The organism is Pseudomonas jessenii (assembly GCF_002236115.1).
Lineage (GTDB): Bacteria > Pseudomonadota > Gammaproteobacteria > Pseudomonadales > Pseudomonadaceae > Aquipseudomonas > Aquipseudomonas jessenii.
Genome location: NZ_NIWT01000008.1, coordinates 1 through 18,047, shown reverse-complemented (window position 1 = coordinate 18,047; position 18,047 = coordinate 1). Strand labels below are relative to the sequence as shown.

Annotated in this window: 9 protein-coding genes; 4 read left to right on the top strand and 5 right to left on the bottom strand. The window is 61.6% G+C overall.

The annotated features are described in order from the left end of the window. Nucleotides 1–10 precede the first annotated feature (10 nt). Complete coding sequence (locus PSJE_RS25095; protein ID WP_090454943.1) at nt 11–2,491, top strand: TonB-dependent siderophore receptor; 2,481 nt, start codon at nt 11–13, stop codon at nt 2,489–2,491. A gap of 127 nt (nt 2,492–2,618) precedes the next feature. Here PSJE_RS25095 and PSJE_RS25090 read toward each other — a convergent pair whose 3' ends face one another. After that, the gene (locus tag PSJE_RS25090) at nt 2,619–4,241 is read right to left on the bottom strand and encodes an MFS transporter (protein WP_090454944.1); all 1,623 of its coding nucleotides are present in this window, start codon (nt 4,239–4,241) and stop codon (nt 2,619–2,621) included. Between the two features lie 215 nt (nt 4,242–4,456). After that, nucleotides 4,457–6,103, bottom strand: coding sequence for a GMC family oxidoreductase (locus PSJE_RS25085; RefSeq protein ID WP_090454945.1), 1,647 nt, complete (start codon nt 6,101–6,103; stop codon nt 4,457–4,459). A gap of 132 nt (nt 6,104–6,235) precedes the next feature. Between PSJE_RS25085 and PSJE_RS25080 the strand changes: the two genes are divergently transcribed. Further along, a complete protein-coding gene (locus PSJE_RS25080; RefSeq protein ID WP_090454946.1) occupies nt 6,236–7,138 on the top strand; it encodes a LysR family transcriptional regulator in 903 nt (300 codons plus the stop codon). A gap of 132 nt (nt 7,139–7,270) precedes the next feature. Here the strand turns inward: PSJE_RS25080 and PSJE_RS25075 are convergent, their stop codons facing one another. From PSJE_RS25075 to PSJE_RS25065, 3 genes are all read right to left on the bottom strand, one after another. Further along, entirely contained in the window at nt 7,271–8,368 is a 1,098-nt protein-coding gene (locus tag PSJE_RS25075) for a DNA alkylation repair protein (protein WP_090454947.1), read from the bottom strand. Nucleotides 8,369–8,529: 161 nt separating this feature from the next. Continuing rightward, a complete protein-coding gene (locus PSJE_RS25070; RefSeq protein WP_090454948.1) occupies nt 8,530–10,338 on the bottom strand; it encodes a monovalent cation:proton antiporter-2 (CPA2) family protein in 1,809 nt (602 codons plus the stop codon). Nucleotides 10,339–10,508: 170 nt separating this feature from the next. After that, nucleotides 10,509–11,174 (bottom strand): LuxR C-terminal-related transcriptional regulator, encoded by a 666-nt coding sequence (locus PSJE_RS25065; protein WP_057715227.1) that lies wholly within the window; start codon nt 11,172–11,174, stop codon nt 10,509–10,511. 203 nt (nt 11,175–11,377) lie between these two features. On the opposite strand from PSJE_RS25065, the gene PSJE_RS25060 reads away from it, so the two are divergent. Next, the gene (locus PSJE_RS25060) at nt 11,378–11,665 is read left to right on the top strand and encodes a PilZ domain-containing protein (RefSeq protein WP_057715226.1); all 288 of its coding nucleotides are present in this window, start codon (nt 11,378–11,380) and stop codon (nt 11,663–11,665) included. Between the two features lie 89 nt (nt 11,666–11,754). Further along, the coding region (locus PSJE_RS25055) for a VCBS domain-containing protein (RefSeq protein ID WP_141201489.1) at nt 11,755–18,047 on the top strand (6,293 nt) is incomplete at its 3' end.

Sequence of the window (18,047 nt, the reverse complement as noted above, 5' to 3'; positions counted from 1 at the left end):
GAGGGTAAGCATGTTTCGGGTGTACCAGTCTGGTCGTCTGGCGACCGCGGTGAAGTTCGGATTATTGGCGGCTACGACAACCGGTTTATGGTCTGCTGCAACGTACGCCGCGCCGGTGCCGGCGCAACAACAGAGTTCGGTTCAATCCTTCGATATCGCCGGCGGCAGCCTGACTGAAGTGCTCAGTCGTTTTGCCAGCGCGGCAGGCGCGGCCATTTCGTTCGATGCGCGGCAGACCGACGGTTTCAGTTCCCCCGGGCTGAAAGGCTCTTTCGGTGTCAGTGAAGGCTTTGCACGGATACTCGGTGGCAGCGGCCTGCAAGCCGAGCCCCAGGGCAACGGTACTTACATCCTGCGGGCAGCACCTGTGTCCGGTTCGGCGCTGGAACTGGGCGCCACCAACATCAATGGACAGGAACTGGGCGCGACGACCGAGAACAGCGGGTCGTACACCACCGGAGCGATCACTATCGGCAAAGGCGAACACTCCCTGCGGGAAACACCGCAATCGGTGACGGTGATGACCCGCAAGATGCTCGATGACCAGAACCTCAACACCATCGATCAAGTGATGGAGAAGACCCCGGGCATCACCGTCTACGATTCGACCATGGGCGGCAAATACTTTTACTCGCGCGGTTTCCGCATGTCCGGCCAGTACCAGTACGACGGCGTGCCACTGGACATGGGCAACCTCTACGTTCAGGCCGACAGTTTCAGCGGGGACATGGCGTATTACGACCGGGTAGAAATCCTGCGCGGTGCCGCCGGCATGATGAAAGGCGCGGGCGGCACGGCGGGCGGGGTGAACTTCGTGCGCAAACGCGGGCAAGCGACGCCTCACACCGAGATCACCTTGTCGGGCGGCAGTTACGACAACTATCGCGCACAGGTCGACACCGGCGGCCCACTGAACGATTCGGGCACCCTGCGCGGCCGCGCCGTGATTGCGGAGCAGAGCCGGCATTACTTTATCGACGATGCCAGTCGCAAGGACCAGGTGTATTACGGCGCGCTCGATGTCGACTTGAGCCCGGACACCACGCTCGGGGTGGGCCTGGCCTATGAAGATGTCGACGCCAACCCGTGCTGGGGCGGGTTGCCGCGCTACAAGGATGGCAGCGACCTCAAGCTCAGTCGTTCAACCTGCCTCGATCCGTCGTGGAACACCTGGCGCAGTAAACGCACCACGGTCTTCAGCGATCTCAAACACCAGATCAACGAAGACTGGGCATTGAAAGTCGCCAGCGTTTACACAAAAAACACCCAGGACATCAAATACGCGTTCGCCTCCGGGGCGGTAACGCCTGGCGTGGATACCACCGGTGTGCTGGGCAGCATGTACGACTACGATCAAGTCGACTACGGCCTCGACGCCTACGTGGATGGCAAGTTCGATGGGTTCGGCCTGCAACACGAACTGGTGGTGGGTTTCAATGCCAGTCGTTCGAACAAGGACGACTTCTACTCGGTGGCGTTTCTGCCGCAACGGCAAAATGTGTTCAATCCCGACAAACATATTCCGGAGCCGGACGACAGTTTCTTCATCGACAACTCGTCTCGTGGCGGTCCGGTCGATAGCGTGACCAAACAGAAGGGGGCTTACTCGACCTTGCGCCTGAAACTGGCGGAACCGTTGACCTTCGTCATTGGCAGCCGCGTCAGCTGGTACAGCTCCGATACCGATTCGGTGTTCATCAGTTCGGGTACGTCCGAACACGCCAGCACCAAGGAAACGGGGCAGGTCACACCTTTTGCCGGGCTGTTGCTTGACCTCAATGAAAACCTCACGGCCTATACCAGCTATGCGGAAATCTTCACGCCCCAGGGTAACTTGCGGGCCGAAGACGGCTCGACCCTCAAGCCTCTGGTGGGCCAGAGCTATGAACTGGGGATCAAGGGGGCATGGTTCGACGGTCGCTTGAACAGCTCTTTCAATCTGTTTCGCACGATCCAGAAAGACCAGGCGCAAACCGACTACAACTCGTCTTGCCCATCCTCTGACGGCTATTGCTACGTCAATGCCGGCAAGGTCCGGGCCCAGGGCTTCGAGGCGGAAATCAGCGGTGAAGTCATTGAGCGATTGCAATTGCTGGCGGGTTACACCTACACCCAGACCAAGACCCTGGATGACATCGACACGAGTCTGAACGGCGCTGCGTTCAACAGCTATGTGCCTCGGCATGTATTGCGCATGTGGGGCGACTACACCCTGAGCGGGTCTCTTGAAAGGTTCAGCATTGGTGCCGGCGTCAACGCGCAGAGCGATAACTTTCGGGTTTCACCCAACAGTGCAAAAAAGATCAGCCAGTCGGGTTATGCCGTCTGGAACGGCCGCATAGGCTATCGCATCGACGACACCTGGTCTGTTGCGCTCAACGGCAACAACCTGTTCGACAAGCGTTACTACGCCACCATTGGTACCGAGACCTTTGGCAATTACTACGGTGATCCACGCAACTTCATGGTATCGGTCAAGGCCCGTTTCTGACGCTGCAAAACCCCTGCAGGAGCGAGCCTGCCCGCGATGGTCGTTAACGAAAACGCGTGTTTAGTGGTTAAACGCGGCGCTTTCGAGTCCATCGCGAGCAGGCTCGCTCCTACAATGACAGGTCAGGTCAGTTTTTATCGAGATCGACGTTGCGCGTCTCACGCAGGCAAATCATTCCCACCGCCAGGCTCACCCCGGTGATCACCACCGGATACCACAGCCCGTAGAAGATGTCCCCGGTGTACACCACCAACGCGAACGACACGGTCGGCAGGAAGCCGCCGAACCAGCCGTTGCCGATGTGGTAGGGCAGGGACATCGAGGTGTAGCGGATGCGGGTCGGGAACAGTTCGACCATCAACGCCGCCAGCGGGCCGTAGCACATCGCGGAGATGATGATCAGCGCGACGATCAGCGCCACGATCATCGGCTTGTTGATCTGCTGCATGTCCGCCTGTTGCGGGTAACCGGCGAGGGTCACGGCACCGCGCAGGGCGGCTTCGTCGAACCCGTCGATCTTCACGTCACCGACGCTCACCTGCACGTCACTGCCGGCCGGTGCGACAGCACTCTGGTACGGCAGGCCCTGCTTGACCAGGAAGGTCTTGACCTTGTCGCACGGGCTGTCGAATTTCGCCTTGCCCACCGGGTCGAACTGGAAGGTGCAGGTGGCCGGGTCGGCCATCACGGTGATCGGTGCCTGGCGGCTGGCCTGGTCGATGGCCGGGTTGGCGTAGTGGGCCAGGGTCTTGAAGATCGGGAAGTACAGGGCGGTGGCCAGCAGCAGGCCGATCATCAGCACCGGTTTACGCCCGACCTTGTCCGACAGCCAGCCAAAGAAAATGAAGAAGGGGGCGCCGATGGTCACGCTGACGATCAGCAAACCGTTGGCCACGGCCGGGTCCATTTTCAGGAACTGGGTGAGGAAGAACAGCACGTAGAATTGCGCGGCGTAGAAGGTCACCGCTTGCCCGGCATTGATGCTGAACAGGGCGATCAACACCACCTTGAGGTTTTCCCACTTGCCGAAGGAGTCGCGAATCGGCTGTTTGCACAACTTGCCTTCTTCTTTCATTTTCACGAAGGCCGGCGATTCATGCAGGCTCAGGCGAATCCAGGTCGAGATGCCCAGTAGCACGATGGAAAACAGGAACGGAATGCGCCAGCCCCAGACTTCGAACTGATCGCCGGTGAAGTAACGGCAGCCCAGCACCACCAGCAGCGACAGCAGCAGGCCCAGGGTCGCGGTGGATTGAATCCAGCTGGTGTGGAAGCCGCGCTTGCCGATGGGCGCGTGCTCGGCGACGTAGGTCGCGGCTCCGCCGTATTCACCACCCAGGGCCAGGCCCTGGAGCATGCGCAGCACCACCAGGATGATCGGCGCGGCGATGCCGATGCTGGCGTAGGTCGGCAGCAGCCCGACGCAGAACGTCGCCAGGCCCATGAGGACGATGGTGGCGAGGAAGGTGTACTTGCGCCCGATCATGTCCCCCAACCGACCGAACACCAGCGCGCCGAACGGCCGCACGATGAAGCCGGCGGCGAAGGCCATCAACGCAAAGATAAACGCCGTGGTGTCATTGACCCCGGCGAAAAACTGCTTGCTGATCACCGCCGCGAGGGCGCCATAGAGGAAAAAGTCATACCACTCGAAGACCGTCCCGAGGGACGAGGCAAAGATGACTTTCTGGGTTTCCTGACTGGTGCCCGCGCTGCGCACGGCTTCCAGGGTTTGAACGTTCTCTGACATACCGGTATCCCTCACAGTGATTGTTTTTGTTGTTCCACTGCCGGCACCGGCCTTGTGGGCGGGTGCCGCTACTGCGATGTATCGGGTGTATCCGCTACTTGTAGGAGCGCGCCTGCTCGCGATGGTCGTCAACGATAACGCTGCAAACCTGACACCCACGTGCGCTCTCAGGTTCTTCGCGAGCGAGCTCGCTCCTACGGGGGGCGCGTAAGGATTCAGGGGTGTGCGATCAGTTCCATTGTCGGTGTGATGCTCCTTGTGGCGGGGTTGAGGATCAATTGTGCAGCCTTCTCGGCAATCATCAGCGTCGGCGAGCAGGTGTTGCCGGAGGTGATGCGCGGCATGATCGAGGCATCGGCAATGCGCAGGCCGGGGATGCCATGGACCTTGAGTTGCGCATCGACCACGGCGTCGGCGTCATTGCCCATGCGGCAGGTGCCCACCGGATGGAAAATCGTGGTGCCGATCCGCGCGGCGGCTTCGTGTAGCTGTTCTTCGCTTTGCAGGCTGTCGCCGGGCAGGTACTCCACCGGATTGAAGGCACGCAGGGCCGGGGCGGCGACGATGCGCCGGGTCAGGCGAATGGCATCGGCGGCGACCCGCAGGTCTTGCGGGTGGCTTAGGTAATTGGGTTGGATCAGCGGGGCTTCTTGCGGATCGGCCGAGCGGATTTCCACCCGGCCACGGCTTTGCGGACGTAGATCGCAGACCGACGCGGTGAACGCCGGGAAGGCATGCAGCGGTTCGCCAAAACGCTCCAGCGACAGCGGCTGCACGTGGTATTCGAGGTTGGCTGAAGTCTGCTCCGGCCCCGAGCGGGCAAAGGCGCCCAACTGGCTCGGCGCCATGGACAGCGGGCCGCTGCGGTCATACAGGTAGCGCAGGCCCATGCCCATCTTGCCCCACAGGCTGCCGGCGATCTGGTTCAGGGTACGGGCATTTTCCAGCTTGTAGATCAGCCGCAGTTGCAGGTGATCTTGCAGGTTGCCACCGACGCCGGGTAACTCATGGGCGACGCCAATGCCCAGCCGCTCAAGCAGTGGACGCGGGCCGATGCCGGAGCGTTGCAGGATGCTGGGCGAACCGATCGAGCCGGCACACAGGACGATCTCCTTGCGCGCCTTGAAGGTTTTTGCCTGGCCTTGCCAGCGGGCGCTGACCGCCGAGGCGCGGCCATTGTCCAGCAACACGCGGTCGACTTCGACACCGGTCAGCACGGTGAGATTGGGACGTTGGCCAATGGGTTTGAGAAAGGCCTTGGACGCGTTCCAGCGGATGCCGGCCTTCTGATTGACCTGGAAATAACCGCAACCTTCGTTATCGCCCTGGTTGAAGTCATCGATGCTGGCGATGCCGCTTTGCTCGGCGGCACTGCGGAACGCATCGAGAATCGGCCATGACAGGCGCTGGCGTTCGACCCGCCATTCGCCCGTGGCGCCGTGAAACTCGGCGGCGCCGGCAAAGTGATTTTCACTCTGCTTGAACAGTGGCAATACGTCTCGCCAGCTCCAGCCAGGATTGCCGTCGGCGGCCCAGCCGTCGTAATCGCCGGCCTGGCCGCGCATGTAGATCATGCCGTTGATCGAGGAGCAGCCCCCCAGCACCTTGCCGCGCGGGTAGCTCAGGGCGCGACCTTGCAGGCCCGGTTGCGCTTCGGTCTTGAAGCACCAGTCGGTGCGCGGGTTGCCGATGCAGAACAGGTAACCCACGGGGATGTGAATCCACGCATAGTTGTCGCGGCCGCCGGCCTCGAGCAGCAACACGCGATGTTGCGCATCGGCCGACAGTCGATTGGCCAGCAGACACCCAGCCGGCCCGGCCCCGACCACGATGTAATCGAATTCATCTAGGGAAGCCTGCATCCCTGACCTCGTGTTGTTGTTCTTGTTGTCTGTCATCCTAGTTGTTAGCTTTCGTCAAAAGAATGTTAGTTTTTGCGCAGCTGCTGTGCGTTTTTAAACAGCATCCCGAACGGCAACGAACAAGGACGATTCATGTTCGACTGGAATGACCTGCGGTTTTTTCTCGAATTGCAGCGCAGCGGGCGTTTGCTCACGGCTGCCCGTCGCTTGAACACCACCCATGCCACCGTGGCGCGGCACATCGAGGCCATCGAAAAAAGCCTCGGTACGGCGCTGTTCGTCCAGCACGCCCAGGGTTACGAGATGACCCCGGCCGGCGAGGCGTTGCTTAAACACGCCGAGGCGATGGAGAACGTGGCGCTGCTGGCACAGGAGGAAATCACCCAATCCACCGCGCCGCTGGGCAAGATCCGCGTCGGCGTGACGGAAGGGCTGGGCATCATGTTTCTGGCCAGTCGCATGAACGGTTTGTTCGAGCGCTATCCGGGGTTGGAGGTGGAACTGGTGGCGGTGCCGCGTTTTGTCAGCATCCTCAACCGCGAGGCGGAAATCAGCATCCACCTTGAGCGCCCGGCCGCCGACATGCTGGTCACCCGCAAACTCACCGACTATCGCCTGGCGTTGTATGCCAGCCAGGACTATCTCGATCGTTCGCCGCCGTTGCGCAGTCGGGAGGACCTGGGGCGTCATGCGTGGATTGGCTATGTCGATGATTTGCTGTTCAGCCAGGAACTGATGTTCCTCAACAGCTTCTGCCGCAACCCTCGGGTGGTGTTTCACAGCACCAGCGTGATCGCCCAGCAACAGGCGGCGCGCTCAGGCCTGGGGATCGCCGTGCTGCCGTGCTACATGGCCAGCGCTGATCCCGGTCTGGTGCCGCTGCTGCCGGACGAAAGCATCCAGCGCAGCTACTGGATCAGCACCCGCCGGGAGCTGCACAAATCGGTGCGGCTGCGGGTGTTGTGGGATTATGTGGTGCAGATGTGTGAGCGGGAGCAAGGGTTGTTGCTCGGGCCAGCCTCCTACGGTGCCTGAACGGACGCCATCGCGAGCAAGCTCGCTCCCACAGGGTGCTGTGTTGTCACACATTTTGCGAACGTTGCTAAACCAATGTGGGAGCGAGCTTGCTCGCGATGGCGGCAGCACATCCAATATCCATCTTGGGGCTCAAGCAAGAATCTCGAACGCCGTGCTGGCCAGCCGTTCACCATTGACCATGATGTGCACCGCATGGCACCCCGCATAATGCCGGCGGGTGGTGAGTTCCTTGATCTGCTGACCACGGCTGACGGCTTCGACGGCGTTGCCCGGCAGCGTCAGCGCCTTGAGCTTGAACACCTTCGCCGAGGTGCTGCCGTTGGCCTTGACGTAATCGATGGCGTAGTCGATCACCAGGCGCTGGCTGCTTTGAACGGTGGATTTGACGGCAAACGACAGGGTGATTTTTTCTCCGAGGCCAATCACCGGCGGTTCGACTTTTACATCAACGATCTCGACTTCAGGCTTGCCGCCCGCGCCGATGATCGCCAGTGCCCGCCGGTTGCCCTGTTTGATCAGGCTGCGCAGGGCGTGTTTGGCGATCCATGCGGTGTGCCGGTTGTCCAGCGACCAGCCTTCGATCAGGTCCAGCACCCAGTCGGGATGATCCTTGGTGATGTCGTTGAGGTGGTTGGCCACGGATTTGCGTACGTACAGGCTCGTGTCGGCCTTGAGGTTGTCGAGGATGTTCGCGGCCAGTGTCGGATCGGCCTGAATGGGCTCCAGCCGGAATGACCAGGGCAGGCGTGGCCGGCATCCTTCACTGGCCAGGCGCCGCACATGTTCGTTGTCATCCAGCGACCAGGCATGCATCAGCTTGAGCGAGCGCTCGAGGTCACTGTGCAGAAAGTGACGGATTGCGAACTCCGAAGAGCCAAAAGCAGTGAAGTACTTCAGTGCGTCCATCGACTGATCGAACGCATGGGCGCCGTAGTTGGCGACATAGTGCGGCAGGCACATGCTGACGAAGCCGCTGTTCAGGCGCGGGGCGAGGGCGCGTAGCACCTGCAGCGACGCTTCATAGTCCAGCGGCAACACCGCGTGCAGGCATTCGCTGACCCGGGCCATACGCTGCATGACACTGAGGTCTGCCAGGCCGGTTTGGGCAAGCTTCAGAAAGCGCTTGGCTTCGAATGCCGGATAGACCGCGGTCATCTCGGAGGCGATGTGACTGAGGCGCTCGGTGTTGAAGATTTCCTTGAGGGCGGGGGCAGGTTGGTCAGTCATGGTGGATTCCTTTGAAATGATTGTTTATCCAATGCACCGCGTTATCGTTCTTCGCGAGCAAGCCCGCTCCCACAAGGGGGCTCTGTCAGGCTCAATATTTTTGAACACCCAAGATCCAATGTGGGAGCGGGCTTGCTCGCGAAGGGGACCTTAAATCCACCTCATTTTGTGCCCACCTGCTCCTGCAGCTGATCCGACTCAAACAACTTCGCCAGTTCGATTCGCGCTTCCTGCGCCGTCTGCATCACTTTCACCGCGTCGTCATACACCGCATGCTGGGCTTCGAGCACCACTTCGTCGTGCTGCTTGAAGCGCTTGATCCGCGCATCCGCCTGAGCCTGGGTCAATCCCAGCCCGATCAGGGTTTGCCGGCTCATTTCCAGGCTCGAGTAAAAGGTTTCGCGCACGGCATGTGCGCCGACGTCCATCAGCCGGTGCACATGCTGACGGTTACGGGCGCGGGCGATGATTTTCATATGCGGATAGAGCTTGCGCACCAGCTCGGCGGTCTTGATGTTGGTGTCCGGGTCGTCGGTGGCGATCACGAAGTACTCGGCTTCCCCGACCTTGGCCGCGTTGAGGATTTCCGGGCGCATCGGGTCGCCGTAGAACACCGGCACGCCACCAAAACTGCGGGACAGCTCGATGGTTTCCACCGAGGTGTCGAGGGCCACGAACTTGATGTTCTGCGCGCGCAGAATCCGCGCAACGATCTGGCCCATGCGACCCATGCCGGCGATCACCACCCGCGGCGCGTCGGCGTCGATTTCGCGGAACTTCTCCGGCACTTCCACCGGTTGCACTTTCGGGCTGACCAACCGTGCGCAGAGCAGCAGCAACAACGGGGTCACGGCCATGGACAGGGTGATGGTCAGCACCAGCAAGTCATACAGTTCTGCCGCGAACAGCCCGTGATCTCGCCCGATCTTGAATACCACAAAGGCAAATTCACCACCGGCCGCCAGCACGATACCCAGGCGGATCGCGCTGACGTTCTTCAAGCCTCCGGCCAATCGACCGACGATAAACAGCAGCGGCAGTTTGATCGCGATCAGCAACAGGGTCAGGCCCAGCACCGCCACCGGCATGCTCAGCAGCAGACTCAGGTTCGCCCCCATGCCGACACTGATGAAAAACAGCCCGAGTAACAGGCCCTTGAACGGTTCGATCTGGGCTTCCAGTTCATGGCGATACTCGGAGTCCGCCAGCAACAGGCCGGCGAGGAAGGCGCCCAGGGCCATGGAAATCCCGACCAGTTCCATCAGCCATGCTGTGCCAATCACCACCAGCAACGCCGTGGCGGTGGAGACCTCTGGCAACGCGGTTTTGGTCACCACGCGAAACACCGGTCGCAGCAGATAGCGCCCACCGATCACCACGACGGCGATGCTGGCCAGCACTTGCAGGCCGTGGTTCAGGTTTTCGCTGACGGTGGTGCTGTGATCGCCACCGGCCAGCAACGGCACCATGGCGATCAAGGGGATCGCGGCGATGTCCTGAAACAACAGGATCGCGAACGCCAGCCGCCCGTGGGGGCTGGTCAGTTCCTTGCGTTCAGCCAGGCTTTGCAGGCCGAACGCCGTGGACGACAGCGCCAGACCCAGGCCCAGGACGATCGCGGTGTTCAATGGCTGGCCAAACAGCCACAGCGCCACCACGCCGATCATCGAACCCGTCAGCAGCACTTGGGCCAAGCCCACGCCGAACACTGATTTGCGCATCACCCACAAGCGTCGCGGTGACAGTTCCAGGCCGATGATGAACAGCAGCAACACCACGCCGAGTTCGGAAATGTTCGCGACGCTTTGCGGGTTGTCGATCAGGCCCAGCACCGACGGGCCGATGATCACCCCGGCAAACAGATAACCCAGAACCGCCCCCAGTTGCAGGCGCTTGGCTAATGGAACGATGAGTACGGCCGCCATCAGAAACACGACAGCGGCTTGTAGCAGGTTGCCTTCATGGGGCATGGGCGAAACTCCAGGACTCGGGACAGCGGGGGGCGTCAAGGATAAAGGCTGGGTTCCGTGAAGATCCACTGCGGCAGTGGTCTGTCACGCAGATTGATGGCGAATCTTGCGGGCCTCGCAGGAGATGGGTGGGGTAGATCGGGTTTTCGATCAATCTGGAAGGAATCGGCTCAGTCGCCTGTGGAAAGCCCATGCTTGTGTGCGTAGGCGTACAGATCTACGCGATTCGTCAGGCCCAGCTTGCTGTAGATCGATGTCAAATGGTTGCGCAGCGTGTGTTCGCTGATGTGCAGTTTCTCGGCCACCAACTTGCCAGGGGCAGAGGGGTCGCGGGCCAGCGATGCAATGGTTTGCTGCTCGCGGCGCGTTAGCTTGGCGATTTTTTGTTGCTCCGGGTCTATATCGCGCTCGACTTTCTTGCGCGCCAGTTCAAGGAAGATACGGCTGGTCGCATTGCGGTCAATCCAGAGCTCGCCGTCATGCACTTTTTCTATGGCTTTGAGCAATGTCGATGCGGATGCCGACTCCCGCTTATCCACCACGCCACGTGCGCCCGCCAGCACCGCACTGTCATGCAGCGTCACGTCGCTCGACCCTGTCACGACCAGAATCTTGGCTTTGGTCTGTCTGTGCAATTCGGCCAGTGACTCGATACAATCCTCGCTGTCCAGGTCCAGCACCACCACATCCGGCGCGTATTGGTGCAGCGAAAGCAGGTATTGCGCCACCGACGCCACCGAACCCGCCAGCGCCAACCTTGGTTGAGCGCTTTCCACCAGACGCTCAAGGCCCCAGGCCACGAGCGGTAGAGCGACTAACAGGACTTGAATTGGCATTCGGGTCGCTGCCTCTTTAGGCGGGTTGTGTTAGCTGATCATGATAGCAATCGTTGCAGCCTGTAGCTTTTTTCTATAGCGCTTCAGTCCCCCCTCCCATGACATTTGTCCCATAAAACACTGTTTTCATGGGTGATTGACTCCCAGAAAAAAAGGGATAGCGCACTCATGTAATAAACAGCGGCCGTTTTTAGACTGCAGTCATGAGAGACGCACACCGAATTGAGCCCCGTGAACAAGTCACCCTGTCGCTGCAACTGATCGGCGGGGGCCAGGGTGTCATCCGTGACATCAGCGCCTCCGGTTTGTATTTCGAAACCGATAGCGAGCAGCAGGTGGGTAGCTTGATTGACTTCGAGATCGAACTCGACACGCCCGGCGGCCCCATGAAGTTCAAGGCGCAAGGACAAATCGTGCGCATTGAACCGCTGGGCGGCAGGGCCGGGGTGGGCGTGAAGCTACTGGCCAGCCGGCTGGTACCGGTGGAGTGAAGTGTTCGTGGGTTGAGGAAGAATCGGCTTGCGGCTGTTGGTGGCCCACAGCGGTTTTTTGCTCAGGGTGACATTCTTGGGAGAAAGACATGGCTAGCACTACAACTACAAGCGGCGGAACCGTTACCTCGTTTTCCAACACGCCGCAGGCGAAGGATGATGTCCTTAACACCACTGAAAATCTGCTGGGGGTCATGTATTGGGACGTCATGTCCAATGACCTTGGCGGCAACGCGAAGACACTCTGGTCACTCGACAACGCGGACAGTTTTTCTACTGCCACCAAGGCTTATGCTCCGGCCGACCTCCTGACCCAGGATACGGCGAGGGCTGAGGCGACGAGTTCTGACACCAGTAAGAATGGTGCAAAGATCTGGATCACCTCGGACGGGAAGGTCGGCTACGACGCCGCTACTTTCTCCACTGCTTTCAAGGCACAACTCCAGGCACTTGCTGTTGGCGAGCTCCTGACGGACAGCTTTACCTATGCGATGCGCCTCGGCAACGGAACGCTCAGTTGGGCCACCGCGACGGTGCAGTTTTCGGGCATGAATGATGGTGTGACGATCAGCCTCGGCGAGCAGGCCGGCACGGTAACCGAAGACGCCGACACCACTGCGAGCACGACCGACTCGCTGACGGCCAGCGGCACGATTGTCTTTAACGACGTCGACCTCAATGACACGCACATGGCGACGTTCGCGCCGGCGGGGGGCAACGCTACTCATCTTGGTACGTTCATGCTCTCGCCGGTAAGCGAAGCTGCGAACGCGGCCAACGGTTCGGTGCAATGGACGTACAACCTGGACAATGCGGCGGCGCAGTACCTGGCCCAGGGACAGACAGTAACCGAAACTTACCTGGTCACCATCAGCGATGGTCAGGGTTCGTCGGTAACGCAGAATGTGACCATCACTATCACCGGCACCAACGACGCGCCGACGGTGACGGCGGCAGAAATCGAAAGCGGGGCGGTGACCGAAGACGGCACCACGGTGGCCAGCGGCAGCTTCGCCTTCGGCGACGTAGACCTGGCCGATGACGCACATGTGACCAGCGTGAGCGCACCGTCCGGTGCGCTGGGTACGCTGGTGGTCAATGTGAGCGACGAGAGCACAGGCGACGCGGCGGGTAGCGTGGGCTGGACCTATACGCTGAACAACAACGCGGCGCAGTACCTGGCCGAGGGCCAGACCAAGACCGAAGTGTTCACGGTGACGCTGACCGACGACTTCGGGGCGACGGTGACCAAGGACGTGACGATCACCCTGACCGGCACCAACGACCAGCCGACGCTGACCATCGACGACACGACCGGGGCGATGAACGAAGGCAACGGTGCGGCCACGCTGAGCGACAGCGGAGCGCTGAGCTTCGCCGATCTGGACAGCAACGACGTCGTGACGGTCAGCCAGACTGCCAACAACGACCTCGTCTGGAGCGGCGGCGCCCTTGGCGCGGCGCAGGCCGCCGCGCTGATCGCCGGTTTCTCGGTGGATCAGGCCGGCTGGAACTACAGCAGCAACCAGAACCTGGACTTCCTGAGCACCGGCGAAACCATCAGCTTCTCCTACACCGTGGTGGCCAGCGACGACAGCGGTACGGACAACGCCGCTTCGGCAGCGCAGACGGTGACGATCACCCTGACCGGCACCAACGACGCACCGGTGCTCAGCTTCGCGACCGGCCATGATGCCGGCGCGGTGCAGGAAGACACCACGCTCAGCGTCAGCGGCCAGTTCAGTTCGGCCGACATCGACCACGATGCCACGGCGACCTGGAGCATCAATGGCTCGTCAACCGGCACATACGGCTCGATCGCCGTCGACAACAGCGGCCAGTGGACCTACACCCTGGCCAATGGCACCAATGGTGTCGCCAGTGCGGTGCAGTCGCTGAAGGCTGGCGAGAGTCATGATGACGTGTTTACGGTGCAGGTCAGCGACGGCCTGGGCGGCGTCGACACCCAGCTGGTGACCATCACCGTCACCGGCAACAACGATGCACCGGTGCTCAGCTTCGCGACCGGCCATGATGCCGGCGCGGTGCAGGAAGACACCACGCTCAGCGTCAGCGGCCAGTTCAGCTCGACCGACATCGATCACGATGCCACGGCGACCTGGAGCATCAATGGCTCGCCAGCCGGCACTTACGGCTCGATCGCGGTGAACAACAGCGGCCAGTGGACCTACACCCTGGCCAATGGCATCAATGGTGTCGCCAGTGCGGTGCAGTCGCTGAAGGCGGGCGAGAGTCACAACGAAGTGTTCAGCGTGCAGGTCAGCGACGGCCTGGGCGGCATGGACACCCAGCTGGTGACCGTCACCGTCACCGGCAGCAATGACGCGCCAGTGCTCAGTTTCGCGACCGGCCATGATGCGGGCGCAGTGCAGGAAGACACCACGCTCAGCGTCAGCGGCCAGTTCAGCTCGACCGACATCGATCACGATGCCACGAGCAGCTGGACCATCAATGGCTCGCCAGCCGGCACTTACGGTTCGATCGCCGTGGACAACAATGGCCAGTGGACCTACACCTTGGCCAATGGCACCGATGGTGTCGCCAGTGCGGTGCAGTCGCTGAAGGCTGGCGAGAGTCATGATGACGTGTTTACGGTGCAGGTCAGCGACGGCCTGGGCGGCGTCGACACCCAGCTGGTGACCATCACCGTCACCGGCAACAACGATGCACCGGTGCTCAGCTTCGCGACCGGCCATGATGCCGGCGCGGTGCAGGAAGACAGCACGCTCAGCGTCAGCGGCCAGTTCAGCTCGGCCGACATCGATCACGACGCCACGGCGACCTGGAGCATCAATGGCTCGTCAGCCGGCACTTACGGCTCGATCGCCGTGGACAACAGCGGCCAGTGGACCTACACGCTGGCCAATGGCGCCAATGGTGTCGCCAGTGCAGTGCAGTCGCTGAAAGCGGGCGAGAGTCACAACGAAGTGTTCAGCGTGCAGGTCAGCGACGGCCTGGGCGGCGTCGACACCCAGTTGGTGACCGTCACCGTCACCGGCAGCAATGACGCGCCAGTGCTCAGTTTCGCGACCGGCCATGATGCGGGCGCAGTGCAGGAAGACACCACGCTCAGCGTCAGTGGCCAGTTCAGTTCGGCCGACATCGATCACGATGCCACGGTGACCTGGAGCATCAATGGCTCGCCAACTGGAACCTATGGCTCGATTGCGGTGGACAACTCCGGCCAATGGACCTACACCCTGGCCAATGGCACCGATGGTGTCGCCAGTGCGGTGCAGTCGCTGAAGGCGGGCGAGAGTCACAACGAAGTGTTCAGCGTGCAAGTCAGCGATAGCCTCGGCGGCGTCGACACCCAGTTGGTGACCGTCACCGTCACCGGCAGCAACGACGCGCCAGTGCTCAGCTTCGCGACCGGCCATGATGCCGGCGCGGTGCAGGAAGACACCACGCTCAGCGTCAGTGGCCAGTTCAGTTCGGCCGACATCGACCACGATGCCACCGCCACTTGGAGTATTGCCGGGTCAAACACCGGCACCTTTGGCTCGATCGCCGTGAACAACAGCGGCCAATGGACCTACACCCTGGCCAATGGCACCGATGGTGTCGCCAGTGCGGTGCAGTCGCTGAAGGTGGGCGAGAGTCACAACGAAGTGTTCAGCGTGCAAGTCAGCGACGGCCTGGGCGGCGTCGACACCCAACTGGTGACCGTCACCGTCACCGGCAACAACGATGCGCCAGTGCTCAGTTTCGCGACCGGCCATGATGCGGGCGCGGTACAGGAAGACAGCATCCTCAGCGTCAGCGGCCAGTTCAGTTCGGCCGACATCGACCACGATGCCACGGCGACCTGGAGCATCAATGGCTCGCCAGCCGGCACTTACGGCTCGATTGCCGTGGACAACTCCGGCCAGTGGACCTACACCCTGGCCAACGGCACCGATGGTGTCGCCAGTGCGGTGCAGTCACTGAAGGTGGGCGAGAGTCACAACGAAGTGTTCAGCGTGCAGGTCAGCGATGGCCTCGGTGGCGTCGACACCCAGCTGGTGACCGTCACCATTACCGGCAGCAACGACGCGCCGGTGCTCAGTTTTGCGACCGGCCATGATGCCGGTGCGGTGCAGGAGGACAGCACGCTCAGCGTGAGTGGCCAGTTCAGCTCGGCCGACATCGATCACGATGCCACCGCCACTTGGAGTATTGCCGGGTCAAATACCGGCGCCTACGGCTCGATCGCCGTGAACAACAGCGGCCAGTGGACCTACACCCTGGCCAATGGCGCCAATGGTGTCGCCAGTGCAGTGCAGTCGCTGAAGGCGGGCGAGAGTCATGATGACGTGTTTACGGTGCAAGTCAGCGATGGCCTCGGCGGCGTCGACACCCAGCTGGTGACCATCACCGTCACCGGCAGCAATGACGCGCCAGTGCTCAGCTTCGCGACCGGCCATGATGCGGGCGCGGTGCAGGAAGACAGCACGCTCAGCGTCAGCGGCCAGTTCAGCTCGGTCGACATCGACCACGATGCCACCGCCACCTGGAGTATTGCCGGGTCAAATACCGGCACCTATGGCTCGATCGCCGTGGACAACAGCGGCCAGTGGACCTACACCCTGGCCAACGGCACCAATGGTGTCGCCAGTGCGGTGCAGTCGCTGAAGGCGGGCGAGAGTCACAACGAAGTGTTCAGCGTGCAGGTTAGCGACGGCCTGGGCGGCGTGGACACCCAGCTGGTGACCGTCACCATTACCGGCAGCAACGATGCGCCGGTGCTCAGCTTCGCGACCGGCCATGATGCCGGCGCGGTGCAGGAAGACAGCATCCTCAGCGTCAGCGGCCAGTTCAGCTCGACCGACATCGATCACGATGCCACGGCGACCTGGACCATCAATGGCTCGCCAGCCGGCACTTACGGCTCGATCGCCGTGAACAACAGCGGCCAGTGGACGTACACGCTGGCCAATGGCACCGATGGTGTCGCCAGTGCGGTGCAGTCGCTGAAGGCGGGCGAGAGTCATGATGACGTGTTTACGGTGCAGGTCAGCGACGGCCTGGGCGGCGTGGACACCCAGCTGGTGACCGTCACCGTCACCGGCAGCAATGACGCGCCAGTGCTCAGTTTCGCGACAGGCCATGATGCGGGCGCAGTGCAGGAAGACACCACGCTCAGCGTCAGCGGCCAGTTCAGCTCGACCGACATCGATCACGATGCCACGAGCAGCTGGACCATCAATGGCTCGCCAACTGGAACCTATGGCTCGATCGCCGTGGACAGCACCGGTCAGTGGACGTACACCCTGGCCAATGGCACCAATGGTGTCGCCAGTGCGGTGCAGTCACTGAAGGCGGGCGAGAGTCATGATGACGTGTTTACGGTGCAAGTCAGCGATGGCCTCGGTGGCGTCGACACCCAGCTGGTGACCATCACCGTCACCGGCAGCAACGACGCGCCGGTGCTCAGTTTTGCGACCGGCCATGATGCCGGTGCGGTGCAGGAAGACACCACGTTCAGCGTGAATGGCCAGTTCAGTTCGGCCGACATCGATCACGATGCCACCGCCACCTGGAGTATTGCCGGGTCAAATACCGGCACCTACGGCTCGATCGCCGTCGACAACAGCGGCCAGTGGACCTACACCCTGGCCAATGGCACCAATGGTGTCGCCAGTGCGGTGCAGTCACTGAAGGCGGGCGAGAGTCACAACGAAGTGTTCAGCGTGCAGGTCAGCGATGGCCTCGGTGGCGTCGACACCCAGCTGGTGACCGTCACCGTCACCGGCAGCAATGACGCGCCAGTGCTCAGTTTTGCGACCGGCCATGATGCCGGTGCGGTGCAGGAAGACACCACGCTCAGCGTCAGCGGCCAGTTCAGTTCGACCGACATCGACCACGATGCCACGGCGACCTGGAGCATCGATGGCTCGCCAGCCGGCGCCTACGGCTCGATCGCCGTGGACAACAATGGCCAGTGGACCTACACCCTGGCCAATGGCACCGATGGTGTCGCCAGTGCGGTGCAGTCGCTGAAGGCGGGCGAGAGTCACAACGAAGTGTTCAGCGTGCAAGTCAGCGATAGCCTCGGCGGCGTCGACACCCAGTTGGTGACCGTCACCGTCACCGGCAGCAACGACGCGCCAGTGCTCAGCTTCGCGACCGGCCATGATGCCGGCGCGGTGCAGGAAGACACCACGCTCAGCGTCAGTGGCCAGTTCAGTTCGGCCGACATCGACCACGATGCCACCGCCACTTGGAGTATTGCCGGGTCAAACACCGGCACCTTTGGCTCGATCGCCGTGAACAACAGCGGCCAATGGACCTACACCCTGGCCAATGGCACCGATGGTGTCGCCAGTGCGGTGCAGTCGCTGAAGGTGGGCGAGAGTCACAACGAAGTGTTCAGCGTGCA